The organism is Streptomyces sp. CAU 1734, assembly GCF_039888735.1.
In the GTDB taxonomy this organism is placed as follows: domain Bacteria; phylum Actinomycetota; class Actinomycetes; order Streptomycetales; family Streptomycetaceae; genus Streptomyces.
Window position 1 is genome coordinate 160,881 of record NZ_JBDQQP010000012.1, and the last position, 25,529, is coordinate 186,409.

Annotated in this window: 24 protein-coding genes; 2 read left to right on the forward strand and 22 right to left on the reverse strand. The window is 74.6% G+C overall.

All coding sequences use genetic code 11. The features are described from left to right. Positions 1–51: 51 nt before the first annotated feature. Positions 52–1,035: a tetratricopeptide repeat protein gene (locus tag AAFN69_RS23610; protein WP_347730696.1), complete on the forward strand. Its 984-nt coding sequence runs from the start codon at positions 52–54 to the stop codon at positions 1,033–1,035. A gap of 78 nt (positions 1,036–1,113) precedes the next feature. Beyond that, positions 1,114–2,223: an NUDIX hydrolase gene (locus tag AAFN69_RS23615; RefSeq protein WP_347730697.1), complete on the forward strand. Its 1,110-nt coding sequence runs from the start codon at positions 1,114–1,116 to the stop codon at positions 2,221–2,223. 220 nt (positions 2,224–2,443) lie between these two features. On the opposite strand, the gene AAFN69_RS23620 is transcribed toward AAFN69_RS23615, so the two are convergent. The 22 genes from AAFN69_RS23620 to AAFN69_RS23725 form a co-directional block, all read right to left on the reverse strand. After that, complete coding sequence (locus AAFN69_RS23620; protein WP_347730698.1) at positions 2,444–2,728, reverse strand: DUF6087 family protein; 285 nt, start codon at positions 2,726–2,728, stop codon at positions 2,444–2,446. 272 nt (positions 2,729–3,000) lie between these two features. Then, positions 3,001–3,744, reverse strand: coding sequence for a type I-E CRISPR-associated protein Cas6/Cse3/CasE (locus AAFN69_RS23625; protein WP_347730700.1), 744 nt, complete (start codon positions 3,742–3,744; stop codon positions 3,001–3,003). Next, a complete protein-coding gene (cas5e, locus tag AAFN69_RS23630; RefSeq protein ID WP_347730701.1) occupies positions 3,741–4,508 on the reverse strand; it encodes a type I-E CRISPR-associated protein Cas5/CasD in 768 nt (255 codons plus the stop codon). The genes AAFN69_RS23625 and cas5e overlap by 4 nt, the downstream gene beginning before the upstream one ends. Then, positions 4,505–5,767: a type I-E CRISPR-associated protein Cas7/Cse4/CasC gene (locus AAFN69_RS23635; RefSeq protein ID WP_347730702.1), complete on the reverse strand. Its 1,263-nt coding sequence runs from the start codon at positions 5,765–5,767 to the stop codon at positions 4,505–4,507. Before AAFN69_RS23635 ends, cas5e begins: the two co-directional genes overlap by 4 nt. A gap of 22 nt (positions 5,768–5,789) precedes the next feature. Continuing rightward, a complete protein-coding gene (locus tag AAFN69_RS23640; protein ID WP_347730703.1) occupies positions 5,790–7,868 on the reverse strand; it encodes a type I-E CRISPR-associated protein Cse1/CasA in 2,079 nt (692 codons plus the stop codon). Beyond that, positions 7,868–9,529 (reverse strand): helicase, encoded by a 1,662-nt coding sequence (locus AAFN69_RS23645; protein WP_347730704.1) that lies wholly within the window; start codon positions 9,527–9,529, stop codon positions 7,868–7,870. The genes AAFN69_RS23640 and AAFN69_RS23645 overlap by 1 nt, the downstream gene beginning before the upstream one ends. A 213-nt stretch (positions 9,530–9,742) precedes the next feature. After that, positions 9,743–11,488 (reverse strand): MFS transporter, encoded by a 1,746-nt coding sequence (locus AAFN69_RS23650; protein ID WP_347730705.1) that lies wholly within the window; start codon positions 11,486–11,488, stop codon positions 9,743–9,745. Continuing rightward, a complete protein-coding gene (locus AAFN69_RS23655) occupies positions 11,485–12,282 on the reverse strand; it encodes a hypothetical protein (protein WP_347730706.1) in 798 nt (265 codons plus the stop codon). Before AAFN69_RS23655 ends, AAFN69_RS23650 begins: the two co-directional genes overlap by 4 nt. Positions 12,283–12,488: 206 nt before the next feature. Beyond that, positions 12,489–13,742 carry a tetratricopeptide repeat protein gene (locus tag AAFN69_RS23660; protein WP_347730707.1) on the reverse strand — a complete coding sequence of 418 codons (1,254 nt, stop codon included), beginning with the start codon at positions 13,740–13,742 and terminating at the stop codon, positions 12,489–12,491. 87 nt (positions 13,743–13,829) lie between these two features. Continuing rightward, entirely contained in the window at positions 13,830–14,813 is a 984-nt protein-coding gene (locus tag AAFN69_RS23665) for an endonuclease/exonuclease/phosphatase family protein (RefSeq protein WP_347730708.1), read from the reverse strand. Positions 14,814–14,922: 109 nt separating this feature from the next. After that, positions 14,923–15,798, reverse strand: a complete 876-nt coding sequence (locus tag AAFN69_RS23670) for an endonuclease/exonuclease/phosphatase family protein (RefSeq protein ID WP_347730709.1) — start codon at positions 15,796–15,798, stop codon at positions 14,923–14,925. Continuing rightward, positions 15,795–17,027 (reverse strand): hypothetical protein, encoded by a 1,233-nt coding sequence (locus AAFN69_RS23675; protein ID WP_347730710.1) that lies wholly within the window; start codon positions 17,025–17,027, stop codon positions 15,795–15,797. The genes AAFN69_RS23670 and AAFN69_RS23675 overlap by 4 nt, the downstream gene beginning before the upstream one ends. Further along, positions 17,024–17,329: a hypothetical protein gene (locus AAFN69_RS23680; RefSeq protein WP_347730711.1), complete on the reverse strand. Its 306-nt coding sequence runs from the start codon at positions 17,327–17,329 to the stop codon at positions 17,024–17,026. The genes AAFN69_RS23675 and AAFN69_RS23680 overlap by 4 nt, the downstream gene beginning before the upstream one ends. Before the next feature lie 61 nt (positions 17,330–17,390). Next, positions 17,391–19,247 (reverse strand): glycoside hydrolase family 15 protein, encoded by a 1,857-nt coding sequence (locus tag AAFN69_RS23685; RefSeq protein WP_347730712.1) that lies wholly within the window; start codon positions 19,245–19,247, stop codon positions 17,391–17,393. A 39-nt stretch (positions 19,248–19,286) separates the two neighbouring features. Beyond that, positions 19,287–20,111, reverse strand: a complete 825-nt coding sequence (locus AAFN69_RS23690) for a hypothetical protein (RefSeq protein ID WP_347730713.1) — start codon at positions 20,109–20,111, stop codon at positions 19,287–19,289. Between the two features lie 17 nt (positions 20,112–20,128). Then, on the reverse strand, positions 20,129–20,983 hold the full coding sequence (locus AAFN69_RS23695; protein WP_347730714.1) for a hypothetical protein: 855 nt from the start codon (positions 20,981–20,983) through the stop codon (positions 20,129–20,131). Further along, positions 20,980–21,414, reverse strand: coding sequence for an STAS domain-containing protein (locus AAFN69_RS23700; protein WP_347730715.1), 435 nt, complete (start codon positions 21,412–21,414; stop codon positions 20,980–20,982). Before AAFN69_RS23700 ends, AAFN69_RS23695 begins: the two co-directional genes overlap by 4 nt. A 531-nt stretch (positions 21,415–21,945) precedes the next feature. Continuing rightward, entirely contained in the window at positions 21,946–22,380 is a 435-nt protein-coding gene (locus AAFN69_RS23705) for an NUDIX hydrolase (RefSeq protein WP_347730716.1), read from the reverse strand. After that, entirely contained in the window at positions 22,377–23,543 is a 1,167-nt protein-coding gene (locus tag AAFN69_RS23710) for a GntR family transcriptional regulator (protein ID WP_347730717.1), read from the reverse strand. Before AAFN69_RS23710 ends, AAFN69_RS23705 begins: the two co-directional genes overlap by 4 nt. A gap of 121 nt (positions 23,544–23,664) precedes the next feature. Next, positions 23,665–24,207 carry a hypothetical protein gene (locus tag AAFN69_RS23715; protein ID WP_347730718.1) on the reverse strand — a complete coding sequence of 181 codons (543 nt, stop codon included), beginning with the start codon at positions 24,205–24,207 and terminating at the stop codon, positions 23,665–23,667. Next, on the reverse strand, positions 24,204–24,998 hold the full coding sequence (locus tag AAFN69_RS23720; RefSeq protein WP_347730719.1) for a hypothetical protein: 795 nt from the start codon (positions 24,996–24,998) through the stop codon (positions 24,204–24,206). Before AAFN69_RS23720 ends, AAFN69_RS23715 begins: the two co-directional genes overlap by 4 nt. Before the next feature lie 47 nt (positions 24,999–25,045). Further along, positions 25,046–25,525, reverse strand: a complete 480-nt coding sequence (locus AAFN69_RS23725; RefSeq protein ID WP_347730720.1) for a LuxR C-terminal-related transcriptional regulator — start codon at positions 25,523–25,525, stop codon at positions 25,046–25,048. Positions 25,526–25,529 lie beyond the last annotated feature (4 nt).

Consider the following 25,529-nt stretch of genomic DNA (forward strand, 5'->3'; position numbering starts at 1 on the left):
ACCCGGCCAAGACTCCCCCTCCGCCCCCGCCCGTCCGGGAAGGTGAACCCCGTGAAACGCCGCTCCGCCCTCGCCGCCATCAGCGCCACAGCGCTCGCCCCCCTCGCAGCCGGCACCGCCCCGGCGCACGCCACACCACTGGGCCCCACGGACATCACCGACCTCGAGTCAGCCATCCACACCTACAGCGCCCAGTACTCCGCTCAGCCCCCGCACACCCTGCGGACCGCGGTGGCCGCCCACCGCCGCCACGCCCGCACCCTCCTGCGCGAACGCCGCCATACCCCGCGCCAAGACCGCGAATTGGCCCACCACGCGGGCATGCTCACCGTCACCGCCGCCTGGATCGCCCACGACCACGGCCACCGCCCACTCGTCCAGCAGCTCTGCGACGAGGCCCGCGAACTCGCCGACCGCGCCCGCGCCCCCCAGGTGGCCGCGTGGGCCGAGGACGTCCGCGCCACCGACGCCCTCTACGCCGGACACCCCCGCCACGCGCTCACCGCCATCACCCGCGGCCTCGCCACCGCACCCCGCGACAGCCACCCGGCGATCCGCCTCACCGCACAGCTCGCCCGCGTCCACGCCCGGCTCGGCAACCGGGACGCCTTCACCGAAGCAGCCGCGGCAGCGCACCGCCACCGCGCCGCCCTTCCTCTCCACGGCGCCGGGCTCTTCGCCGTCGACGCCGTCCGGATCATCTCCTACGACGCCTCCTCCCATCTCTGGCTCGGCGACCACGAACGCGCCCGCACTGCTGCCACTGAAGCCATCACCCATTACCAGGCCACACCCGGCCCGACCCGCGCGCCGACCCGGCTCGCCATCGCCCAGCTCGACCTCGCCACGGCCCAGACAGCGCTCGGCGAACCCGAAGCAGCCGTCGCCACCGCCCGCCAGGCCCTCACCGGCGACCGGACCGTCCAGTCCGTCCGCGGGCGCGCCCGGCAACTCGACGCCCACTTGCACCGGCACCACCCTGGCCTCCCCCTGGTCAGGGACTTCACTGAGGAAGTCCGCGCCCTCGGCGTCTGACAGGGCCGCGCCCGCACCGTGCCCGCATCGGAAGCCCGAGAGGGATTGGCCGCTGCCGGATCCGGGGAATGAAGGGCCATGGCGCCAACAGAAGAACGGGTCCACGAGAACGCGTCCGCTCGGATCTCGCACGCGCAGTACGGGGCATCGCGTACGGACGCGGCACTGTGGGCGGGCGTCTGCGTCCTGATCACGGACACCTCCGGCAGGATCCTCCTGCAGTCCGTCGACTACAGGGACGTCAAGCTCCTGCCCGGCGGGGCCGTCGACCCTGGCGAGCCGCCATCCCGCGCGGCGAGGCGCGAGCTTCTGGAGGAACTCGGGATCGACCAGCCGGTGACCCGCGGGCTCGCCGTCGACTGGGTGCCGTCCACTACCCCCGGCTTCCACCCGGACACCCGATTCCCCGGCGAGATCCTCCACGTCTACGACGGCGGCACCTGGAACGCCGACCGCATCGCGTCGATCCGCCTCCCCGACAGCGAGATCACCGCCGTCCACTGGGCCGAACCCGCCGACCTGGAACGCCACATGGAACCGGGCGACGCCCGCCGGGCCCTGTCCGCCCTCCGCGCCCGGGTCGCCGGAACGACCGCCCTGCTGGAAGACGGCACGCCGACCGCACCCGGGGTCCTGGACCGGCTGGAAGTCCTCCGTACCGCCCGCAAGCCCCAGCGCTGGCCATGGAGAGACGGCCCGCCGCCGCCTGAGCTGCCCCCAACACAGTGCTGGGGCTGGCTCTTCGCCCCGGACGGCCGCGCACTCGTCCTCATCGGCCGTGACACCGGATCCGCCTGCCTGCCCGGCGGAACGCTGGAGCCCGGTGACGGCGGCGACCCGGCAGCGGCGCTCCGCAGGGAAGCCCGAGAGGAAGCCCACGTGGAGACCGGTGAGCTGATCGGCCTCGGCCACCTCCACGACGACGGCGCCTCCGGCGGCCGGCCCCGGGCCCGGATCCGGATGGCGGGACGGATCACGTCCTTCGGCCCCGAGCGCCGCGACCCGGTCTCCGGCCACTCCTACGCCCGCCTCATGGCCACACCAGAGCAGATCGCCGAGCTCTTCGACTGGGGACCCGAAGGCGACCGCCAGCTCGCCGCCGTTCACCGCGCCCGCGAACGGCTCGGACTGCCCACGGCAGCCCGGCAACCGGTCTCGGAGCTGTCGCCGGAGGGCGGCCGGCTGTAGGCGGCTCCCGATTCCCCCTTCTACATCACCGGTTCGCGGAGGTCACCCTGTACGGGCCGCTGACGCGTGCGTAGTACTCGGTGCCGATGATGCGGGTCCGGGTCTCGGAGAAGGGGCCTGGCCACCCCAGCATGTCCGCCTCTGCCCGGGCGTCAGCCCATGTGGCGGTACGTCACCCTGCCGGTCTCGGTGCCCGGCCGGTGCCCGGTCAGGAACGGCGTCATGCCGTGGATGTCCGTTCAGAGAGGGTTCGCGCCCAGGTCCGGGCCGCGTCGAGGTCGGGCGCGATACCGATCGGGAGGTAGCGGAATCCGTCCCAGCTGTCGAGGATCCTCGGTTCCTGTGGCCGGACGTGGACTCCGCCCCCGCCGGCGGGCCGGTGCCGGTGGTAGACGTTCTCCGGAGCGCGTCTGCGCAGGTAGTAGAGGGTGAGCGGGTCACCGGGGGTGAGGCGCGGGGGCTGGTCCGGCGGTCCGGGGCGGGCGTGTCTGCCCACGGTGGGCACCTCGCTTCCTTCGCGGCGGCTCCGCCCGGGCGATGCGTCTGGCGAGATGGTCGAAAGCCCCCACGGGGGTGGGGTGCCCGTGTGCCACGGAACGGTTCACGGGGAGCCCCACAGAGGGGTGGGGTGATGTGTGGCGGCTTGCTGACGCGCTTTGTCCGCTTGGTGCAGCCCCACGGCCCGACGGGGCCTGCTGGTGGGGTGGTCCGGTGCGGCGGTGGCCGTACGGGACGGGTGGAGCGTAGTGGCCGCGGGGCGTGGCGGGCAAGTCGGCGTCACGTGGGCGTTGTTGGTGTCCGGGGTGCGTGCTCGGCGGGGTTCTGGGGGCCGGGTTCCGGGGTCTGGGTGTGGCGGGTGAGGAGCAGTCCGCAGCCGTACGCCTTGGACGGTCCGATGCCGCTGGTGAGGGCGGTGTGCAGGGCGGCGGGGTCGTGGAGGGTCCCTTGGGCGCGCAGTTCGCGGCAGGTGAGGTGGAGGATGCCGTTCTTGCCGGTGAGGCGCTGGGCGGGGCCGACGGCGATGTGGTGGGGGGCGATGGCGAGCGCGGGGCCGAGGTGGCGCTGGAGCCAGGCGCCGCATTCGGCGGCAGTGGTGAGGGTGGCGCGGCCGGTCGTGCCGCGGGGGCGGCGGCTGGGGTTGGCGATGAGCCGGATCTCCACGGTGTCGCCCGCGGTGAGGGGGGTGCGGACGTGCTGGTGTTCGGTGCGGGTGACGGCGCGGGTGTCGAGGAGGTGCTGCCAGTCGAGGGGGATCGGGGACTGGACCAGGAGTGTGTCGGGGGCGGCGGCGATGTGGTGGCCGGTGCCGGGGTCGCGGGCCGGTGTGGGGCGGCGGGCGGCGAACAGCAGCCGGACGGCGGGCGGTCCGGGCTGGGCGGTGGTGAGGTGGGGCGGGCGCAGGCCGGTGGTGACGAGCTGGTGGAGGTGGTGGACGTCGAGACAGGAGGCGCGGGTGGCGGGGCTGAGGGTGAGGGCGTAGCGGTGGGCGGTGAACACCGCCGGGGCGGGGCTGGTGGTCATGGGGTGGTCTCCGGGTGGGGTGGCGGGCTGGTGGTGAAGGCGCGTATCGGCAGGACGGGGTGGTCGCGGACGGTGAACGAGGTGGGGGCGCCTTCGGGGAGGAGGGTGGTGGCGGTGGCGGGCGGGGTTTCGGTCCAGGCGAGGGGGGTGGGGGTGGTGGCTCGGGGCAGCAGGGGGAGGGCGTTGGGCCAGTCGGCGGCGGTGTCGGGGGTGGTGCCGTGGGCGACGGGGTGGTCCGGGGGGCAGCAGCGGCGGCCGAGGTAGAGGAGACGGGCGGGGTGGTGGAGAGCGGCGTCGATGCGGCGGACGAGGGCGGCGTCGCCGGTGAGTCCGGCGATGAAAGCGGCGTCGGCGAGGTAGTGCTTGGTGACGAGCACGGACCGGCGTTCCTTGGGCTGCCAGGGGGCGCGCAGGACACCGTCGGGGCCGGGGGCGGGTTTTCGGGGGACCGCGTAGGTCCAGGCGTCGGGGTGCTGGACGAGGTGGGGGTCGGTGGCGAGGGCGTACGGGTCGGGCGGGAAGGTTCCGGCGCCGGTGGTCTGCTGGTCGGTGAGAAGGTGTCCGGGGCGGTCGGCGCGGACGGTGAAGGTGAGCTCGGCGAGGTCGGTGAGGGGTGTGCCGTGTTCGAGGCCGAGGGCGTTGGCGACCAGGCCGAGGACGGCGGACTTCGTCGGCCGGGCGGTGGTGGCGCGTTCCTCCCAGCGGGAGAGGGTGCCGTAGGACTGCAGGGGTGCGGACAGGCGCAGCAGGACGGTCCCCATCATCGGGCCGTCTCGTGGGTGAGCCGGTCGGGGAGGGCGGGCGGGGGTGTGTGCCCCATCCAGCGGGCGGTGCCGGCGCGGGGGCGGGCGGCGGGCGGCAGGCGGGTGAGGAAGGCGGCCAGGGCGTCGGCGGCCGGGCCGGTGGCGGGCGGATGCAGGGGTGTTTCGAAGGCGGGCATCGCGGTGGCGGGAATGTCGCAGCCGGCGGCGATGACCAGGGTGGGCAGGACGGCCGAGCCGGTGCGGGAGGAGCGGGCGGCGGGCATGGCGTAGGCGGCCGCGGTGACGAAGCGCCGTTCGGCGCGCTGGGCGGCCCTCTCGGTGTCGGTGTCGGGAGCGGTGCGGGCCAGGTGGGTGCGCAGCGCGCGGCGGTCGAGGGCGGCGTAGCGGTAGAGGGTGCCGCCGGCGAGGTAGTTGACGCCGCGCATGGGGGAGCCGAAGACGCCGAGGTCCTGCCAGTCGTCGGTGAGCGCGAAGTCGTCGGTGAGGATGTCGAGCGGGTCCACGGAGAGGCTGTGGGCGATCTGGACGCTGGAGGGCTGGGTGCCGTGGGGGAGTTCGGCGAGCATCCTCCCGAACAGGGCGATCTCCTCGCACGAGCCGGGGGCGAACGCTCCGCGGGCGAGGTCGGCGAGCGGGGCGGGGACGAGCGCGACCGGGCCGGCGGTGGCGGAGGTTTCCTTCGCGGCGGTGCGGGAGGGGGCTTTGCGGCGGGCCCGCCCGGTGAACGTCCTGTCGGTGAGCGAGGTGGTGATGAGGTCGTCCATGGCGGTGATCGCGTCGGCGAGTTCGCCCTGGTGGGTGTGGACGAGGTGGGCGAGGTCCTTCGGCGCGGTGGTGGGGATGTTGATCGGCGCCTTGGTCTGTCCGGGGCGTTCCAGGCTGACGCCGATGCCCGCGGCGGCGGTGATCAGCACGGCGGCCGGGAGGGCGTCGGCCGGGTCCATGCCGTGGTCGTCGGTGAGCCGGCGGGCGGTCTGCTCGGGCAGGAGCCGGCTGGTGGCGGCCTGCTGGTCGGGAGCGGTCGCCGCCCGGACATGGACACGGGCCGCGCGCGTGAGGGACTGGGCGGAGACGCGCAGCCGCTCGGCGCCCCCGTACAGGGCGCGTTTGGGCAGTCCGTCGAGGTCGGCGTTGAGGTTGACGCCGGTGACGGTGGTGAGGGTGTGCACGACCACGTACGGGCCGGGAGCGGCGGTGGTGTCGATCTCCAGGGAGAGGGGGGCGGGGGACAGGTCGGTCGCCGCAGCGGACTCGTTCATCACAGAGGTGGTGCCTTCTCGGTCAGATGGGGCTGGTGGTGTGGAAGAGGCGGGTCCAGCGGGCCCGGGTCGTCTCGGTCCAGTCGGCGAGGTCGCGGTGCAGCGCGGGCCAGGAGGGGGTCATGCCCTGCTCGGCGGTCAGCCGCAGCACCCGGATCAGGTGGGGGCGCGCGGCGTCCGGATCCGTGGTGCGGGCCAGGCGTTCGATCAGGAACCGCAGCTCGCCGCTTCCGGGCCCGTATCCGCCCGCGGCGGTCGCCGCGCGCAGCAGGCGCGGCAGCGGTGCTCCCCCGTACAGCGGGGTGCCGGGGCGTGCGCGTGCGCGGTGGTAGGCGAAGAGGGCGGCGGTGAGCATCGCGGCGTCGTGTTCGCCGGATGGGACGAGGCGGGTGACCTGGTGGCGGGCCGGACTGTGGGGGCTGGGGTCGAGGGCGTAGCGGGCCAGGGCCGTCAGAGTGTCGCGGCGGCCAGGGGCGTTGGCCCAGCGGCCGAGGTGCCGGGCGAGGATGATGCCGCTGTCCTCCTCACCGTCGTCCACCGCGTCGGCGTCGGCGGGGTCGGTGTGGTGGGCCGGGTGGGGGCGGGCGGTGGCGGCGGTGGTGAACAGGTCCTCGTCGTCCCAGGCGGCCGGCTGCGCCGGGGGCTTGTCGCCGGGGTGGGGCAGGGGGAACAGGGTGAGCTCCTCATCGGGTGCGGCGACGGGATCGGCGGCCGGTGAGGGAGCCGGCGGGTCGGGGGCGGGCGGGGTAGGGGTGAGGCGTGCGGCGGAGCCGCAGCGGCGGGCGTGGAGGACCGGGTCACCGCCGGGCGGTGGGGTGGCCAGGCGGGCGAGCGTGCGGGCGCGGCCGTCCGGGCTCGCGGACAGGAACCCCTCGTCCGTGAGCAGGTGCGAGCCCGCCGCGGGCGGGGTCTGGAGCCCGGTCGCGGCGTTCTCCCCGCGCCCGGGACCCCGCTCCCACAGGGCCTGGCGCCAGCCCATCACGGCCCGCGCCGCCGGGCGGACACGGCCGTCGGTGAGAGCGTCGGAGGGCAGCCGGATCTGCCGCTGGAACTCGGTCTTCTTCTTGTCGACGGCCAGCGCGGTGACCACCACCCGCGGCGCGCACCCCGTTTCACGGGCCGTCTCGCGGACCGTGTGGGCCCAGTTCCCGGCCGGGGCGCCCCACCAGGCGTCCAGCAGGGGGGCGACGTCGTCGTCACCGGTGACCGCCTGCGCGTTGAGCGGTTTCCCGTCGTCCCGCGGGGCGAGGTGCCGGGTGGCGTGCCCCGTGGTGTCCGTGGCGGCGGGCTGACGCCACCCCTGGCAGACCAGGATCCGGCCCACCTGCCCGGCAGGGCCGTCGGGCAGAAGGAGGATGCGCCGCGGGTGCCAGGTCAGCGCGTCGAGCTCACCGTCCGGGATCAGCCGCTGTTCCGCGCCGCCCCGCACCCGCCAGGTCCACTGACCCGTTCCCGGCCCGCCGGGCAGCGGCACCAGCGACCAGGCCAGGATCTCGGCGGCCGTGCCGTCCGGCTGCCACACCGCGTGCCCGCACGCCGGAGCGGGGCTGCCGAAGTTCGCCCCCGGGCCGAAGTCCTTCTGCGACCCGGCGAGCCGCCCGCCCAGGCACCACATCTGCTGCACCAGCAGCAACCGGGCCGCCCGCGCCGGCGGCACCGGACAGGAGGTGTGCAGGTGACGGCGGTCGGACAGCAGCGGCCGCCCGACCGCCGCCGACGGATCCAGATAGAGCACCGGCTGCCCCGCGGCCTCGGCGAGCGGGGCGAGCGAGGCGTCCTGGAACCACGGCCGGACCGGATGGAACAGATCCAGATGGTCCCCGGATTCGGCCCAGGCGGCGGCTGGCCGCAGATCCACCCCGTCCCGCACCCTGCGCGCGTACTCCTCCCCGTCCCCGGGCGCGCACCCGGCCGCGCAGGCGATCGCCGTCAAGAGCCGCACCGTCGCCGACCGCACCAGCGCGTCCGCCGCGGCGAGATACACACGCCCTGCGTGACGCAGGACCTCCCCCGTGGACAGCACCCGCCGCCGGCCGCGGGCGTCCATCACCTCGATCCACGGCCTGCGGCCCGCGTGCCACGACCTCGCATCCGACGTCATCAGCGCGCGCCCGCCGCCGGGGAGGCGCGGAGCGCGCCGAGTTCGTCGGCGAGCGACGTCAAGTCCGCGGCGTCCTTTGGGGCCTGGGCCAGGGCCTGCGTCCCGGCCGCCGCCCGGAACGCCTGCGCCAGCCACTCCGTCTCCGCCGTGTCGAGCACCACCACGTACACCGCCCGCGCCCGCAGGCCGTCGCGCTGGGTGCGGCCCTCGCCCTGCAGCAGCTTCTTCCCGCCGGTCAGGACGTCCGCGAACACGGTGACCCGCGGCGTGGACGTGGCGTGCACGCCCGGCCCGCCGACGTCCTTCTCCCCCGCGTGGAGGTTGATGCCCTCCACCGCGTTGACGACGACCACCTGGCAGGCGCCGAGCTGGAACGCCTTGCGGCGCGGCTCCCGCAGCCCCGGTTCCTCCCCGGTGATCTCCGCCACCCGGTCGCACAGCCCCCGCGCGCCGAGCTCGCGCGCGATGGCGGCCGCGAGCGCCCGCACACTCTCCAGATACCACGCCGGCACCGCGACCTGATGCCCCTCGGCGACCAGATCCGCCACGATCCGGGCGACGTACGGGGCTTTCAGCAGCGACGCCCGCTGCACCTGCCGCAGCGCCGCCGCCTGCCGACCGTCCCCCGCTCCCGGCTCGTGCACGGCGTCCGGATCCTGGTCCGCGTCCATGCCGCGGACGCGGCGGAACTCGTTCCAGGACAGCCGGTAGTGCTCCAGCTCCTTCGGCGTCAGCTCCACGGGCAGCAGCTCGCGCGCCTGGGCGGGCAGCCCCAGCTCCTGCGGTGTCGCGGTGGCTCCGACACCGCTGGAGTACAGCAGCTCACGGACCATGCTCACGTCCCCCGGGTTGAACTGGTGATACCAGCGCCCGGCCGCGTTCGTGTTCAGCGCGAACCCCAGCTCGCGCAACCACTCCTTGTACGGCCCGCGCGCCAGGTCGGACGGCTCGTCGACCCCCGCGACGTGAGCGATCAGATCGGCCAGATAGGCCGTCTCCACGGGACTGGAGAACCCGGTCGCCGACATCCGCAGCCACCACGGCCGACGCCCGCCTGCCGGGTGGGTGATACGCCGCAGCAGCCGGGAGCGGATCGACTCCGCGTCCGCCAGGACCTGCGACTCGTCCACGATCACCCCGTCCCACGCCACACGCGACCGCCCGCCGTCCGCCGCCAGCCGCGCGGCCTGCTCGGCCGGCAGCCGGGACAGATCCACGCGCGGATGGGCCAGCAGCCGCACCAGCCCCTCCGGGTTGACCACCACCCACCGCTGCCCGCCCCGGGCGAACACGTCGATCGCCGCCCGCCACGCGGGCACCACCGACAGCTTCGTCACCACCAGCACCGCACCCATACCCGGCAGCGACGTCAGCGCCGAGATCCCCGTCGCGGTCTTCCCCGACCCCGTCGGATACGTCAGCATGAACCCCGGCGCCCCGGCCGCGTGCGCGGCCCGCATCTCCGCCACCCGCGGCACCTGATACGGGCGCAGCGGCGGCACCGCCTCACGGCCCCGCGTCACCACCGCGCCCGGTTCCCCGTTCAGCTCCCCCTCCACCAGCCGCTCCCACGAGTGCGGCCGCGCCCCGTGCTGCGCCAGCGCCCCGGGAAGCCGCCGCCCCCGGTACACCCACACCCCCCACTCCGGGTCCCGCACCACTCCCGCAATCCGCGGGGCGCTCCCCGCAACCACGAACACCCGCCGGGCCTGCGCCCCTTCGGCGACGGCAGGCGACGGCAACACACCACTGAACGACAACGAGCTCTCCACACATGGCTCTCTGGACAACCGGCCGGGCCGGCTCCTGAAACGGACAAAGACGAACGCGAGGACCGCCCCGGGGGCCGCCCGGACAGCCGGCCCGCAGTCGGGTCACGCACCGTTTGCGGCAGCGAGCCCCAGACCGTCCAGCGCTGCCGGGCGGAAACCGGTCAGCCAGCCGGACCAGCCGTACGGGGACGGTCCGCATCCGGACGGGTACGCCAGCGCGGCGACCGCCCAGAGCAGGAGCAGGGACCCCACCAGGCCGATGAACAGAGCGAGAACGGGCCGGTCGGGAGCCACCGCGATCGTGGCCGCGGCCCACCACACCGTCGACGCCAGCAGCAGCGGCACGAACAGCAGGACGACCGGCCGCGCCCCGCCGGCGAAACCACACCCCGAGGTGAGCAGCCCGGCCCCCGCTGCCGTGGTCAGCACCCCGGCCAGCGGGCTGACCAGCCAGGCACGCCGCGTCGGGACCGGCCCGCCGCCCGGACCGGAAAACCCCCGCCGCCCCGCCCCGCCGTGTGCCGCCGGTGCCCTCACGCCGCTCGTCACCGGCCGCACGGCCGGCACGGGCCCGGAACCGGTCGGCACGGGCATGGCGGTGAGGGTGCGCACCGGGGACGCCCAGAGCCGGATGACGGGAACGACCAGGAGCACCACACCGGCCGTCAGAGCGGCCCGCACCCCGACCGCGGCCGCGACCGCCCCGGCGGCCACCGCCGCGACGGGCCGCACCCCGGAGGTGAGCCACATCGCCGTCTGCTGCGCCCGCGACTGCAGGCCGGTCGGGGTGAGGTGCTGACGCAAGGTGCGCTGGGTCGCCCCGGCTGCCGTCACGGCGATGGCCTGCGCCGCTCCGGCGACGATGAGAACGCCGAGCCACACCGGGCCCGGGCGGGCAGCCAGAAGGAGTGCGCCGTGGAGCGGGTAGACGGCGAATCCGTACAGGATCACCGGGCCGGGCCCGTGGCGGCGCTGAAGCCGGGGCGCGGCGAGGGCGCCGGCGAGGCCGCCGGTGCCGGCCGCGCCCATGACCAGGCCGAGCCCGGTCGTTCCGGCGTTCAGCTCGGTGAGGAGCCAGTAGGCCGAGTACGTGGTGATGATGCCGAACGCGAAGCCGTGCAGCGCGAGGGCGACGGCCTGGGGCCCCAGCAGCGGGTGCCGCAGGACGAAGCCGAAGCCCTCGCGGATCGCGGACAGCGTCCCCTCGCCGCCGCTGGGCCCGGCCGGGGCGGCGGGGGTGGTGCGGGGAAGCCGCCACGCGCACCAGGCGCTGATCAGGTAGGACAGCGAGTCCAGCATCATGGCCCGGGCGGCTCCGGCCGCGCCGACGAGGGCGGTTCCACCGTAGGTGCCCGCGGCGTCGGCGGCCGCGTAGGAGGCGACCATGCGGGAGTTCGCCACGGTCAGGTGGTCCGCGCCGACGAGCTCGCGGACGATCGCGATCGCCGCGGCCTGATGGAGCACCGTCAGGCTGCCGAGCGTGAAGGCCGCCGCGTACAGCACGGTCATCGACAGGACCCCGGCCGTCCAGCACAGCGGGATCACCGCCACGACGGCGGCCGCGGCCAGGTCGGTTGCCAGCATGACGCGCCGCTTGGGCCGGCGGTCGCCCAGGACCCCGGCCGGGAGCGCGAGGAGGAACGCCGGCGCGGTGGCCAGCGCCGCCAGGGCGGCCACCTGACCGGGGCCGGCCGACAGGTCGCTCACCGCGATCACGGGCAGCGCGACGGCATGGAGAGCGGAACCCGCCCACGACGCGCTCTCGCCGATCCACAGCGGCCGGAACCGGGCACGGCGATCGCCGGCAGGACGGTCGCCGACCGGCGCCGGGGCGTTCACGGCGTTCACCGGCAGACCTGCCTCGCCGCGCGGGCGAGACCGTTCTCCATCAGGACCTTCAGCGCCTGCGCCTCCCCGGGCACGTCCCCGGCCAGACGTGCCGTCTCGAGAGCCTCGCCGGCCCAGACCGCGGCGTCGTCGTGCGCACCGGCGGCCGTCCAGGCGGCGGCCCCGGACAGCAACGCCCGCCGCACCAGATGCCGGTCGCCGCCGTGCCGGGCCGTGTCGAGCGCGAGACGGTGGACGGCCCCCACGCCGTCAGGGTCCCGCGGATCCAGCAGCGGCCGCCACGCCTCCACGATCCGTACGACGCGGCGGTCCCATCCGCATTCGGCCAGCGCCCGTACCAGCGGCACCAGATGCACTCGGTGGTCGCGCACCCAGCCGGCCGGGTCGTCCTCCAGTTCGGGCGGAAGCCACCCGCCCAACGCCTGTGCGGCGCCGCCACGGCGGACCGGGCGCGGCGAGCGGGTAGATATGGCGCACCAGAAGGCCCAGTAGGCGAGGCGGCGTAACGCGGGGGTGACATCGGCGGAGGCGCACAGCTGCTCGGCGCATGCCCGTGCGGGCGCGCTGAGCCGGTACCGGGGCACCGCAGTGGGCGGCTCTTCGGCCACCAGGTGCTGTTCGAGCAGGACTTCCAGAGCCCAGGCGGCCGTTCCGGGGTCGATCGCGCAGGCGGCGGCGGTGATGTCCGCGCTGGTCCACTCGAGAGGGAGAGCGCCGACGGCTCGGAAGACGCGCCGGATCCCCCCTTCGAGCGACTCGTAGGCGTCCAGGACGGCGGTGGTGTCGGTGTGCACGGTTCTCCAAGGGCGGGCCCGCTGACAGAAAGGGGCCGGAGGGTCAGGAAGGGCTACGAGGGGGCGGTGAGTTCGTCGGCCGTTGGCGGCAGCGCTCGCGCCGGGTCTTCGGCCCTGGTGCGGCAGTCGCAGGCCGGGCCCGGGGCTCCGGCCCTGTCCGCCGACCGTCGCCCCGTTCCGGGGCTGGGCGCCCGGAACGGGCGGGGTCACAGGAGGTCCGTAAGGGTCTCGGCGAGGTCGGGGCGGTGGGTGCCGGGCTGGAGTTCGCGGGCGGCGCCGCGGTACACGGCGGCCCGGTCCGTGTCGTGGGCGTCCTGGTGGGCGTCGGCGAGCCAGCCGAGCAGACGGGCATGGTCGCGGTCCCGGTCACCGTGCGCGAAGCCGGACAGGGCATGGGTGAGGTCGTCGAGGCCGCCGGGAAGATCTGCGGTGACGTGGCGGGCGTGGCCCCGCAGGGCGAGCGCCCAGGCCGTCTCCAGGTCCTGGCCCCGTGCCTGAGCCGCCGCATGGGCCGCGTCGGCGGCTTCGAGCGCTCCGGCCGGGTCCCCGGCGGCGAGCGACGCCTCCGCGGCGGCGTTCAGTGCCGGGGCCGTGCCGGGTGCCGTATCGCCCCACAGCCTCGCGGCGCGGGCGAACCGCTCCCGCGCGGCAAGGTGTTCGCCCTGGCGGGTGAGGATCTGGCCGAGGCCGTACGCGGCGCACGCCTCGTCCCCGCGGTCACCGTCCGCGCGGGCCAGCCGGTCGAGGTCGGCCAGTTGACGGGCCGCCGCCCGGCTCGCGCCGTCGGCGGCGAGGGCCACGGCGAGAGAGCGGAGCATCCGCCGCTCCGCGCCCGCGTGCCCGGCACGGCGGGCGGCGGCCAGCCCCCGCTCGGCCGTGTCCCTCCACACCTCGACGCCGATGGGGCACTCCGAGGCGAAGTGGACGTATAGGACGTCCGCGAGCTGCCAGCACAACACGTCCCACCGGGCGTTCTCCGCCAGGGCGAGCGCCGTGGTCACGAGGCCGGGCCGCTCCAGCAGCCAGTCCTGGCCGATGCCGTCCGGGACCGGACCCTGCGGTGTGGGGGCGAGGGACCCGCGGCGACGGGCGTCCGGGCCGTCGCAGGCGGCGGTTGCCAGCGCGAGGACCCACTCGCACAGCCTCAGCGCCGCACCGGTCCGGTGCGGGTCCGCGCCCTGCGGCAGGGCGCGGCGGGCCCGGATGTGCGCGGTTTCGGTCAGGCGGTGCCGGGGCGGACCGCTCGCGGCGGGCACCGGGTCGGTGAGTCCGGCGTCGGCGAGTTCGCCGAGCGCGGTGTGCGCCCGCTCCCACGACCCGCTGCACACGGCGGCGGCGATGTCCGCGTCGACGGCGAGTTCCGGGGGCAGAGCGCCGAGCGCGCGGTACAGCTCCCGGGCGTCCGGACTCAGCGGCGCGCCCGCGTCTGCGGCGGGGTCGGGGAACGGGACGGTGGACATGAGGGGCGACTTCTTCCGCGAGGGCATGGCAGTGGTGGAACGGAGAGGGCCCCCGGACTGCTGCGGGGCGGCAGCCGGGAGGAGGTTTCAGCGCACGAGCTCCCACGGCGCGAGTGGTTCGGTCCTGCGGTGCAGGGCCTCGACGAGCTTCTGGCGGGAGAGGGTGATCTGCAGGGCGTGATGGTCGCTGATGCCGGTCATGTCCACGACCTCCACGTCCTCGACCGCGGTGACGGTCCAGGGGTCCATGTAGGCACGGTCGATCCGGCGTGAACCGTCCTGGTGCGGGTCGGCGAACCCGGCAGTTCCGGCCAGCGCGTCCTTCTGCCCGAGGCGGCGATCCGCCCAGCGGGCCGGATCGTGGAGTCCGCAGTCGTGCAGCACCTCGTCGGCATAGGTGCACGAGACCCAGGAGCCGTCGGGCCGCCGTTCGGCCCGGTGCCGGCGGTGGACCGTGTCGGCGACCGTCGTCCAGTCGATCGGCGGCACCTTCTCCCCGGTGGGGAGCGGGTACTCGTTCATGTCGCCGAAGATCCACGCCGCCCGCGGCGGATGACCGGGGCGGTGGAGTTTGAGCTTGTCGGCCAGAGGGGTCAGCTCGTCGGCCTCCAGGCGCCGCTGGTGAGCCGAGCAGTACGACAGGTGCACGACCATGGTCATGATCGGCACCCCGGGCACGCCGTCCAGTTCGAGGACGAGGTTGGTCGGCGGGGTCCGGAACCCGGGGTGCTCGTGCTGGCCCACCACAGTGAAGGTCTCCTCGCGGACGAACATCCCGGTCGGGTTCCTGCCCCTTCCCATCGGGGCGCGGAAGCCCCGCATCCCCAGAATCTCCTTGGCGGCGCGGAACCGCCGGTCTGCGGCGGCCATCGCCTCGGGGGCCGCGCCCGGGCGGGTCTGGGAGTACGTCATCTCCGCGCGGGCCAGCAGATCCGGCTGGCGCGGGACCAGAATCTCCTGGTGAGCCCGCAGCCACCTGTCCGGGAAGCCTCCGGGCGCGATCTCCCGGCCGCCGTCGTGCTCCAGGTTGAGGAACAGCAGCGTGAGCGTCTTGCGGGTCGTCGTGGTCATGGGCTGTGCGTCTCCTCATGCGATCGTCGGTCGAGGGCAGCCGGGGCGGCGATCACCAGGGCCGGTGTCCCGTGGGACCGGCGTGCTCGTGCCCCGCACCGGTGGGCGGTCACGCCGCGGTGGGCGTCGCGGCGGGGTGCAGGCGGATGACGAGTTCGATGGGCCGGTGGTCGGACAGCCGGTCCAGCTCCGGATCGACGTGGGTGCGGTAGTCCACGACCTCGACCCGGTCCCCGGTGACGAACGCCTGGTCGAGGCGCATCGGGACCTGTTCGTTGTCGTACCAGTAGCCGGTCGTCGGTTCGCGCACGGCGGGCACATCGCCCTGGGGGTCCCGCCAGCCGGAGTTCAGCAGGAGACGCCGGGGGCTGCGGTCGTAGTCGTCACCGAAGGTCCCGTCGGCGAGGACGGGGCGGTAGCGGTGCTGGAGATTGAGCGGAATCGCGCCCCACTCGTCGGGCTTCAGGTCGGTGTCGTCGGCGCAGTTCATGTCCCCGAGCAGCACGCCGTCCTCCGGCCACGAGCCGAAGCGGCTTCCGTAGTCGGCGAGGTGATGGGCCTCGGCCAGCCGGGCGGCGCCGGAGGCGTAGGCGAGATGGGTGCCCAGGAACAGAAACGGCGTCCCGTCGACGTCGAACTGGGCCCGCATCCACCCGTGGTGGAAGGAGCCGACCGCACCGGGGCCGCTCCGGACCACATGCATTAGATCGGCCCGGTAGTACAGGACGGACTGGTTGTAGCCGTCGCCCACATGCGTGGCGATCGGCGGAAGGAAGGCCAGGCCCGTCCGCTCGGCGAGCTCCTCGAACCGGGCACCGTCGTCCCGGTGCCAGCCCGTGGCCTCGGTGACCCACAAGCAATCCGGACTCCAGGAGGACATCCAGTCGAGCTGCGCCAGCCGGCGCTCCTCGTTGTCGCCGTCGACGCCGCCCACCAGGAGGTTGTACGCGCCGAACGTGAGTTGTGTCGCCGTGCCCTCGCTCATGTCCTGTCTCCTGCTTCGTGGTGGTCGTACGGGATTGGGGAGGGAACGGGCGGCAGGCCCGGCACTCGGTCCGCGCGGGCCCACACTCCGGGAGGGCCGGGCTCGTGCTGCGGGCCGGGCACGGCGCACAGGACATAACCGGCCGCGTGCGCTGGGCTGCTGAGGTGGACGGTGGCGACGGCGGCGTACCCGGTCCGGTCGAACACGGCCCGGACCGCGGTCTGGGAGACGCTCTCCCGGCCGCAGATCTCCGCCGACGGCAGCCGCAGCAGCCCGTCCGCACCGCGAACCGCCAGCACGTCCTCCCCACGGCGGACCACCGCGAACACCTCACCGGCCGCCCTCCCGTCCAGCGCGCCGACCGGTGCCGCCGGGCAGCCGCAGCCCGCCGGGCCCTCCGTGGTGGCCCACTGACACTGGGTGGCCGCGTGCAGCTGGGCGGCTGTGCGCAGGGCCCCGACGGCGTCCCGGCCGCCGGCGGTCACCGCCAGGACGCCGTCGACGGCCTCGCGCAGCACCGGGTCGGGTGCCCGGTAGACCGGCGCGTGCGCCTCCGTCACATACACGGTTCGGCTGCCGGGCAGGGTGAGGCGCGAGCCCAGAGCCCCCAGCGCCCGCCCCAGCAGACCCAGTTCGAGGGCGCGCACCGGCGCGATCCGCACATCCACCACATCGGCTTCGGCCCGGGCGGCGAGCACGGCCAGCCGGTGGGCCGTCTGCCGGGGGCAGTGCGGTGACCGTTCCAGGAGCAGGTCCGCGAGTACCAGGGTGACCCGGCCGGCGGGCCACGGCCGCGGAAGACGGCCGCGGCCTGCCGGGCCGGCGCGGTCGCCGCCAGCGATCGGGGAAGGCCACACCATGCCGGGGGCGACGATCTCGGCCCGGACCGCCATCCCCTCCAGCGCGGTGAGGCGTTCGGCCGCCCCCGGGTCGTCGTCGGACACCACTGCTCCGCAGTGTCCGGCCAGAGCGGCGACGACCCGGTGTTCCCTCTCGCTCGTGATCCCGCACCGGGCGGCCAGCGCGAGCGCCCGCTGGATGGACACCGGGGTGTGGCCCAGCTCGATCCTCTCCAGCTGCCCGATCCCGCGGGCAAGGCCGCAGGCCGCCTGGGCCGGGCCGATGCCGGCGGACAGGCGGCGATGGCGCAGCCACGCCCCGAGAAGCAGCGCGGCGGGCGGCCGGTTCCCGTGCAGCGGCAGGACCGGCGCCGTCTGCAGGCGGGTCACCGGGCCGCCCGGCCCGTGGCCGGCACCGCGCGGACACGGCAGGCATCCGGTCCGGGCAGCGGGGCGCCGGTGCTGTCGGTGAAGCCGTGGGCCCGCAGCATCGCCCGGATGTTGAGGTGCGCCCGGTGGTCTCGCTCCCGCAGCGAGGCGGAGAACGTCACCCACCGCGAGCAGGTGGGGCAGGTGAGCCGCAGGTGGCCGGAGTTGGCCCTGTCGAGGACGAATCGCTGGGCGAGCGCGCGGCGCGCGATCCGCCGCAGCGGCCTGCTCCGTATCCCGCGCACGCGAGGCCGGCTGCCCATCAGCGATCAGCTCCCGCGCAGCGCCGCACCGGGCGCGGGAGCCTGCCGGATGGGATTCGCTTCACGGGGCGGCCACCGCCAGCGGCGCGCTCTCGGCGGACCTGGGGGCGGGGATCCGGGGGCAGGCCCCGGCGGCGAGCCGCCGCGCCGCGTCCAGAGCGGCCCAGTGGGAGAGGCCCTGCGGGTAGTTCCCGAGCTGCCGTTTGGCTGCGGGGTCCCATTCCTCGGCAAGGAGTCCGAGGTCGCTGCCGAGACCGAGGAGCCGGTCGAACAGGGTGCCCGCGGCGTCCTGGCGGCCGGTCATCGCGAGGGCTTCGACCAGCCAGAACGAGCAGGCGAGGAACGCGCCCTCGTCGCCCGGGAGTCCGTCGCCCCCCACGCGGTCGCCGGAGGTGGTGTAGCGCAGGAGGAACCCGTCGCCGGTGGTGAGCTCGTGCTGGACGGCAGTGATGGTGCCCAGGACCCTCGGGTCGTTGGGGGGCAGGAACCCCACGGAGGGGATCTGGAGGAGAGCGGCGTCCAGCCCGGTGGAGCCGTAGGACTGGGTGAAGGTGTTCCGGACGGTGTCGAAGCCCTTCTCGCAGACCTCGCGGTGGATCTCGTCGCGCAGCGTCCGCCACCGCTCCACCGGGCCGCTGGCCTCCCCGGCCTCGATGAGCCGGATCGTGCGGTCGAGGGCGACCCACACCATCACCTTGGAGTGCACGAAGTGCCGCCTCGGTCCGCGGACCTCCCAGATCCCCTCGTCCGGCCGCTGCCACAGCTTTTCCAGCACCCTCACCAGGCGTACCTGCAGCGCGGCCGCCTCGGAGCAGTGCTCCAGCCCGTTCGCGCGGGCGGTGTGCAGGGCGTCGATCACCTCACCGACGACGTCGAGCTGCAGCTGGCCCGCGGCCGCGTTGCCGACCCGTACGGGCCGGGAGGCCTCGTACCCGGGCAGGTGCGGCAGTTCGGTCTCGGCGAGGTCCCGCTTTCCGTCGATGCCGTACATGATCTGCACGTTCTCGGTGTCGTGGCCGATCGCCGCCAGCAGCCACCGCCGCCAGGCCCGGGCCTCGTCCACGTACCCGTTGCGGGCGAGCGCGCCGACGGTGAACGCGGAGTCCCGCAGCCAGGTGTAGCGGTAGTCCCAATTCCGTACGCCGCCGATCTCCTCCGGCAGCGACGTGGTGGGGGCGGCGACGACGGCACCGGTGGGCTCGTAGGTCAGCGCCTTGAGGGTGATCAGCGAGCGGATCACCGCGTCACGGCCGGGGCCCGTGTAGGTGCAGCGGGCGGACCAGGTCCGCCAGAACGCCAGCGTCGCGGCCAGCACTGTCTCGGTGTCGGGCACCGGCGGCGGAGCGTGGTGGGACGGCTGCCAGGTCAGGGTGAAGGACAGCCGCTGGCCTGCGGCGATGGCGAACTCGGAGAGCATGCTGCCGTCGTTGTGGAACGTGGGGGGCTGGGCGTCCAGCCACAAAGCGTCCGGCCCGGCGGTCAGCACCGTCCGGTCGCCCTCGGCCCGGACCCGGGGCCTGGTGGTGCCGTACCCGTACCGTGCTGTCAGCTCGGACCGCATGGGCACCCGCCCCCGGATGCCTTCGGCGATCCGCACGAGCTGCCCCGGCCGGCCGGGGTCTGCCCTGGTCATGAAGTCGGTCACCCGCACGACTCCGGTCGCCGTGGTCCACTCGGACTCCAGGACCAGGGAGTTCCCCAGGTAGCGGCGCCGTGTCGCCGGCGGGGGAGGGGTGCCCGGCGCGGGGGAGGGCCCCAGGGTCCAGCTGCCGTGCTCGGGACCGCCGAGGAGCCCGGCGAAGACAGCCGGCGCGTCGAACCGCCCCGGGCACAGCCAGTCGACCGCCCCTGTCCGGGATATGAGGGCGGCGGTGCGCATATCGCCGACGAGTGCGTAGTCCTCGATCAGTGATGCCATGTGTCGTGGTGCTCTTTCTGGGAGGAAGGGGGAGGCCGGTCAGTGCCGGGGGGACGAGGAGGGCTCGCGTTGCTCGCGGCCCGGGGGCGATTGCGTTTCCGTGAGGGGGATGCGCATCCAGGTGCGGCGGCCGGTGCCCGGCCGTGTCCTGCTTCCCCACGCCACGGCGTGGGGAAGAGTGAGGGGACGGCGGGGGTCGAGCGGCAGGGTGCCGGGGTCGGCCACGGTGACCAGCACGCCGGCCGGAAGGCGGTTCACCGTGACGCTGAGCCGGGGGCAGGCTCCGGTGTGGTGGTGCAGACCCGTGATGCAGTGAGTGACCAGCGCGTTCAGGGCCGGTATGAGTCCGCCGGGAGGTGCCGTGTCCGCGGGCGTCGCCCAGTCGAGGAAGTCGCGGGTCAGCGTCAGCAGCGCGGGGACGCGGGCGTGCTCGGCCGGGATGACCGTGTGGCACATCCGCTGCGGGACGGTACCGTCCGGGACCGTGGCGGGCGATGCCTGCGGGGGTGACGGCGGCAGGACGCGGACGGCGACGTGATGCCGGGCGAGCCAGTGCCTGATCCGTGAGCGTTCACTGCTGCCGTCGCCGATATCGGCTTCGGAGGAGATGAGGAGGACGTCGGTGCTGGGGAGGAAGCCGGCCAGTTGCCGCATCCCCGGGCGCTTGCGCACCGGTTCACCCGGGGCGTCTGCGCTCGCGGCGAGGATGTGGTGACCGCTGGAGACGGCCGCTCGGGTGAGAACGGACAGTCGGTGCAGGCTCCCTGCGCCGCTGGCGTAGACGAGCGCGCGGCGGTACCCCGTGGCGGCGGGACCGGGCATCGCGACCGTGGTGCCGCTCCGGGCCGGAGCAGTCAGAGTCAAGGCCGCTTCCATGCGGGTCATGACGCCCTCCGGCGGCCGGGCCGGACACGCGTGTACGCGTCCACGGCGGTTTCGATCCGCTCGTTCAGGGCCCGGATGCGGTCAATCGGCGCGGCGCCGACCGTGATCCGGTGCCCGTCCGCGTCGCTGCCGCATATCGGTTTGGGGACGACGGCGACGCCGGGCAGCACCGTCCGCAGCCGGCCCCTCAGAAGCCGGGCGACCTTCCCCAGATAGGGGCAGGTGCAGCGGGCCCTGGTCGCGCGCGGGACGGTCCCGCCGAGCAGCCTTACGAGCAGGAGGGCCTGCGTCACCGTCAGGTCACCGATCTCGACCGCGTCGCCGACGACGCGCGGGCGCAGGAAGTCGCCCAGGCCGCCGCTCCTGTCGTCCATCGCCTCCAGGATCCGGCGCAGCCGGTGGGCCGTCCGATAGGTGTCGGGCAAGTCGCGCCACACCAGGTCGGTCATGCGGTGTACGTCGTCGAGCGTGGGCAGCGAGATCAGCGGGCCGGTGACGCGGGTGACCTGAGCGGCGATGCCGTGCCTGCGCAGGCCCTGCTTGAGGGCCTGCGCCGACTCGTCGGTGCACTTGCCGCCGACGTCGACCCCGGCGAGCGTGTAGGTACGGAAATCGGTGATGGCCATCGTGCACACGTGCCCGTCCCGCGGAGTGTGCGAGAACGGCTGCAGTTGGTGCGCGGTGAGAGCTTCGGTGAGGTCGCGGACCGCTTCGATGACGGCGCGTGGGGGAGGGCGGCGGAAGGCGGTCACCGCCTCGGTGTGGGTGAGCGGTTCGGGGACGGGCCAGGCCCTGCCCGGGCCGGCGGGACCCTCCGGGGCGGCGGAGCGGGACGGGGTAGGGCGATTCACGGGGAGGTGTCCTTCACCTGAGGTTGGGCGGGCGCGCGGGCTGCGAGGGCGTCGGCGACCGTCGCGTACACAGGGATGACTTGGTCGAGTCCGGTGAGTTGCAGCACCTTGCGCACAGGGTCGGTGGGGGCGACCACTCGCAGCTGCCGCTGACCGGGCCGGGTGCACACGTTCTTGAGCGCGCCGACGAGAACGCCGATCGTGGTGGAGTCGAAGTAGGACACGGTGCTCAGGTCGCAGACCACGTCGGCTTCCGACCTGGCGGCGGCCTCGGCAAGCCGGTCTCGGAAAGCGGGAGCGGTGTAGACGTCGAGCTCCCCGGAGACGGTGACGACGCCGTTCCCGCAGAGCATGCGGCTGGACATCGTGGCGCTGCCGTCCATCACAGTCGTCTCCGCGCCGGGGTCGTCGTTCTGGGAGCCGGGTGTCATACGGGGTCCCCGGCCGCGGGAGTGTGCGGGGTGGTGCTGGTGGCAGGCATCAGAGGGTCCTCAGAGGTTCCGGGGGTCAGAGGTGGGTTTCGGGACGGATGAGGTAGAGCCCGCCGGTCGCGTTCTGAACGCGGGCGAGTTCCCGCTCGTAGAGGCCGGGGTGGGCGGTGATCGTGGGCTGGCTGACCACAGCGACGGCGTGGGTCCAGCCGTCGGTGATCGCCTTGACGGCGCGCCCAGCCAGGCCGGACCGGATCGGTGGTGTCGCAGTCGTCGCTCTCGCGACCGGCGACCGTCCATCCGGAGCGGTCCGCGGAGCTCGGCGAAATGGCCCTGCTGGGCTACGGCCAGGGTGGGTGCGGACATACAGGAGTACGGCCCCGCTGCCGACGGGTATGCGCTCTTCGAGGCCGCGATTCATGCGATCGCGTCGACCGTGGAGGGTCGCCGGGGCGGTGCCGGGTGCGATGGTCATCGGCATGTGATCGTTCCTTCGTACCGTGAACGGAGCTTCGGGCGGGGTGGTGGCGGCTATGCGGCGCCGGCGAGGTGCTGACGCACGGGCTCGTAGAGGTCGGGCAGGTACGCGTCCAGGGCGGCCGGGGTCCGGACTATCCACGCGACCTCGGCGATCTCCCGCCGGGAGGCGACGTGGGCGATGCCGCTGACGGGGGTGCAGGCGATGTAGACGATGTGCCGGCCCGTGTCGGGATGGACCCGCGCGCCGAGACGCGCGCTGGCGGCGACGGTGAGCCCGGTCTCTTCCCGCGTCTCGCGGACAGCGGTTTCCTCCGGGGATTCGCCGGGCTCGGCCTTCCCGCCCGGGAATCGCCAGCGCGGCCCGCCGGCGTCGGTGCGCGGCCGGATCACCAGGGTCCGGCGGTCACGGCTGATGACGGCGACGACGACGGGGACGGACTCGGCCAGCCCGGGACCGCCGGCGTCGGCAGCGATTGCGGTGCTCATGACGGGGCTCCAGGAGTGCGGGTCGGGCCGAGGCGGACGGAGATCGCCACGGTCGCGTGCTGCCGGGCAGGCAGCACGGCGCGCAGGGCGGCGGCGAGGACAGCCAGATGCCACGGGCGCAGCCACGCCGACTTCGGCAGCGGGGCGGCGGCCAGCTGTGCAAGCAGCCGGTGCGCGGGAACGGTGTCCGGCGCCCAGCTGTTGCGGCGCGTCTGGGCGTGGGCGAGCGCGCGCAGCTGACCCCACTGGTGGGTCAGTTCCGCGGGAGGCACGGTCGCGCGGCGGATCCACTGCCGGTGGACGTCGCGCAGCAGCGGGTCGATCGCCTCGTCGGCGGGCGCAGGGATCTTGCGGGCGAGCCGGGCGGCCCGCCGTGCGGGCGGCAGGTTCCGCGCGGTGTCGAGGACGGTGGCCCGGCCGGCGGGCGGGACGCGGATCAGGCCATCGGCGGACAGGAGCGCCAGAGCCCGGACGATGACGGGCTGTTGGCAGACGAAGCGGCGGGCCAGGCTTGACGCCGCCGGGAGACCGGTGCCGGGCGGGTGGAGGCCGGCGCCGATCTGCGCGCGGAGCTGTCCGGCGACATAGCGGGCCTGCTCGGTGTGCTGGTGGTCGGTCGTGGTGATGACGAGCCGCGCCCCTCGGGCGTGCAGGGCGCCGCGGGCCGTCAGGTCGGTTAGCACGTGCCTCACCCGCTCGCTGGGGCAGTCGAGCTGGGCGGCGATCCGGTCGGGTGACACCGCCGATCCCGGGAGGTAGACGGCGGTGGCGATGCTCTCGGTGAGGTGCTCGGTCACCTCGGCGATGGAGGGGCCGGGGCCGGCGGCGCGCAGGACGCCGCGCAGCATCTCCCGCAGCGTGACACTGAGGCCGATGGCGTACTCGATGGACGGCGCGGGGCTGAGTGGCTGGCTGGCGGTGTGCAGGAGCTCGTCCCACCGGGCTCGCGCCGACGGGGAAGTGTCCTCGGCCCGGCGGCAGGCCTCCGCGGTCGGCATCCAGTGCCGCAGGCGCCGGTGCAGTTCGGCGGCGTCCCGGGCGAGGGCAGCCGCCGTCCTGCTCTCGGGCACGGGCAACTGTCCGGCCCGGGACAGGTCGGCACGGATCGCGGTGCGCACAGGGCTGCTGAGAATCAGGCCAGCGGCGGGGGCGGTGGTGTTCACGCGGCGGCTCGGACGGTTGGCGTGGTCATGCGAAGTCCTGAGGAAGCGGGGGCGGGTCCGGACGGCGTGGCCGTGGCCGTGAGGGCCGGTATCCCGGCCTGGGGCGTGGTGCTGGTTGTCCTCACGGCGCGCCGGTCCACGGCGGGGTGCCGATGGGGGTGTGCAGCAGCAGTACGGCCGCGAGGTGCGCGCGGGTAAGGGAGGCCGCCCGCTGCCACAGGTCGCTCAGCGCCGCTTCGAGCACGGAAAGCGGATACGTCCCTTGTTGTGCGGCCTGAAGGTTGGTGAGGTCGCTGAGGACCGCGCGTCCCGCCGCCTGGTGCGCGCCGGTGGGTGTCCAGGGCCCGCCCGCCGGCGCGGGAACGTGGTCGGCCGTGATCAGGCCGCGCGTCACGGCCACGGTCACGGGGCGGATCAGCGGGAGCGCGGCCACGTCGGTGGTGTCGGGCGGGGCCAGGCCGGGACAGAGCGTGTGAACGGCGCGGTGACGGGCGTCGCGGGCGTCCCAGTACGAGACCTGGAGTGTTCTCGCTGATTCCCAGAGCGTCCGTCCCGCCGCACTGTCCCGGAGTACGGCCAGTTCGACCGGCCCGGGCTCCGGCACCCGGGCCGGGGCTGCGCCGTCGGGGCGGGGATGAGGCGTACGGCTGGGGCTTTTGATCATGAGAGTGCCTCCGCCCGGACGGTGGGCAGCAGCAGGCGGGAGGTCGCTGTTTTGATGGTGTCGGCGAGCTGTACGGCCCGTTCGGGCATGACCTCGCCGAGGGCGATGCTCGGCTCGCAGGAGCAGTCGACGCCTTCGGGCTGGGCGTACACCCGGATCGCGGGTCCGGCGGGCAGCTCGGTCGTCAGCGCGGAGGTGAGCCAGGTCGCCAGGACGGTGGCGCGCTGCCAGGGGTGATCGGGCAGGCCTTTCGTGCGGCCGCCGAGCAGCCGCAGCAGGAGGAGCGCGTGCGGGATGGCGATCGTGCCGATGGTGACCACGCCCAGGACCGCGGTCGGCGCGATGGTGGTGATCCCGGCAGCTTGCAGGACGTGGCGCAGCCGTTCGGCCGCGCGCTGGTCGGCGGGCAGTTCCCGCAGGACGAGCTGGGCGAAGGTGTGGGCATCCACCGGGCCGGTGAACGTGATCTGCGGGGCGGGGCCTGCGGGCAGCTCGATCACGGTGACCCGGGCGCGGATGTCGTGGAGCAGGAGTGCCTGCTCCAGCGCGCGTGCGGTGCCCTCGCCCGGTCTGGGAAGAGGGATCGCCGGGACGCCGGCGAGGATGGTGGGGAGGGTGTCCGGGATCGCGACCGCGATCACGGCTCCCGTGGCGAGCACCGGGGACAGGCCCCGGTGCCGCAGCGCGCGGGCGACGGCCGCTCCGGCCGCGTCCACCTCGCCGCCGTCGAACCGGCGCCCGCCTCCGGGCGCGGACGGGCCCCCGGCACGGCGCGTACGGAACAGCTCCATCACGTCTTCCTGCTCTTCTTCCGTGGTGCGGTCTGCTGGTCGGAGGGTCAGGCAGCGCCCGACCCGGATCCGAAGTCGGGGTGGAGGATGCGGTGGGCGTAGGCGAGCATCACGAGGTGGACCCGGTCGCGGGCTCCGGTGCGCCGCATCAGGTCCCGCAGGGCCGAGCCCACCTGGCCGGGGTCGAGTTTCAGGGCCCGGGCGATCTCGATGTTCGTGTTCCGGGTTGCGGCTTCCTGCCACAGGCGGCGCTCGTCGTCGCTGAACTCCATGCCGGTGACCGCATCGGGAAGCGTGATCTGGCCGGTGCGGTAGGCGGCGTTCAGGGTCGCGGGGGCTCCGGAGGTGACCAGCTTCCCGGCTGCCCTGGAGACGTGGCCGGACACGGTGCTCTCGGCGATCCCCAGCGCGGCGGCGGTCTCCGCTTTGGTCCGGCCCTGCGCTCGGTGTTCGAGGACGGAGCGCTCCGTGTCGGACAGGAGTGTGGTCTGGAGCCCTGATTCGTGGTGGCTTCGGCGGGCGGGCATGAGC

Coding starts and splice junctions, on each gene's coding strand:
- AAFN69_RS23615 (WP_347730697.1), top strand. CDS start 1,114: ATGGCGCCAACAGAAGAACGGGTCCACGAGAACGCGTCCGCTCGGATC.
- AAFN69_RS23625 (WP_347730700.1), bottom strand. CDS start 3,744: ATGACCACCAGCCCCGCCCCGGCGGTGTTCACCGCCCACCGCTACGCC.
- cas5e (WP_347730701.1), bottom strand. CDS start 4,508: ATGATGGGGACCGTCCTGCTGCGCCTGTCCGCACCCCTGCAGTCCTAC.
- AAFN69_RS23635 (WP_347730702.1), bottom strand. CDS start 5,767: ATGAACGAGTCCGCTGCGGCGACCGACCTGTCCCCCGCCCCCCTCTCC.
- AAFN69_RS23640 (WP_347730703.1), bottom strand. CDS start 7,868: ATGACGTCGGATGCGAGGTCGTGGCACGCGGGCCGCAGGCCGTGGATC.
- AAFN69_RS23660 (WP_347730707.1), bottom strand. CDS start 13,742: ATGTCCACCGTCCCGTTCCCCGACCCCGCCGCAGACGCGGGCGCGCCG.
- AAFN69_RS23665 (WP_347730708.1), bottom strand. CDS start 14,813: ATGACCACGACGACCCGCAAGACGCTCACGCTGCTGTTCCTCAACCTG.
- AAFN69_RS23670 (WP_347730709.1), bottom strand. CDS start 15,798: ATGAGCGAGGGCACGGCGACACAACTCACGTTCGGCGCGTACAACCTC.
- AAFN69_RS23680 (WP_347730711.1), bottom strand. CDS start 17,329: ATGGGCAGCCGGCCTCGCGTGCGCGGGATACGGAGCAGGCCGCTGCGG.
- AAFN69_RS23685 (WP_347730712.1), bottom strand. CDS start 19,247: ATGGCATCACTGATCGAGGACTACGCACTCGTCGGCGATATGCGCACC.
- AAFN69_RS23700 (WP_347730715.1), bottom strand. CDS start 21,414: ATGACACCCGGCTCCCAGAACGACGACCCCGGCGCGGAGACGACTGTG.
- AAFN69_RS23705 (WP_347730716.1), bottom strand. CDS start 22,380: ATGAGCACCGCAATCGCTGCCGACGCCGGCGGTCCCGGGCTGGCCGAG.
- AAFN69_RS23715 (WP_347730718.1), bottom strand. CDS start 24,207: ATGATCAAAAGCCCCAGCCGTACGCCTCATCCCCGCCCCGACGGCGCA.
- AAFN69_RS23720 (WP_347730719.1), bottom strand. CDS start 24,998: ATGGAGCTGTTCCGTACGCGCCGTGCCGGGGGCCCGTCCGCGCCCGGA.
- AAFN69_RS23725 (WP_347730720.1), bottom strand. CDS start 25,525: ATGCCCGCCCGCCGAAGCCACCACGAATCAGGGCTCCAGACCACACTC.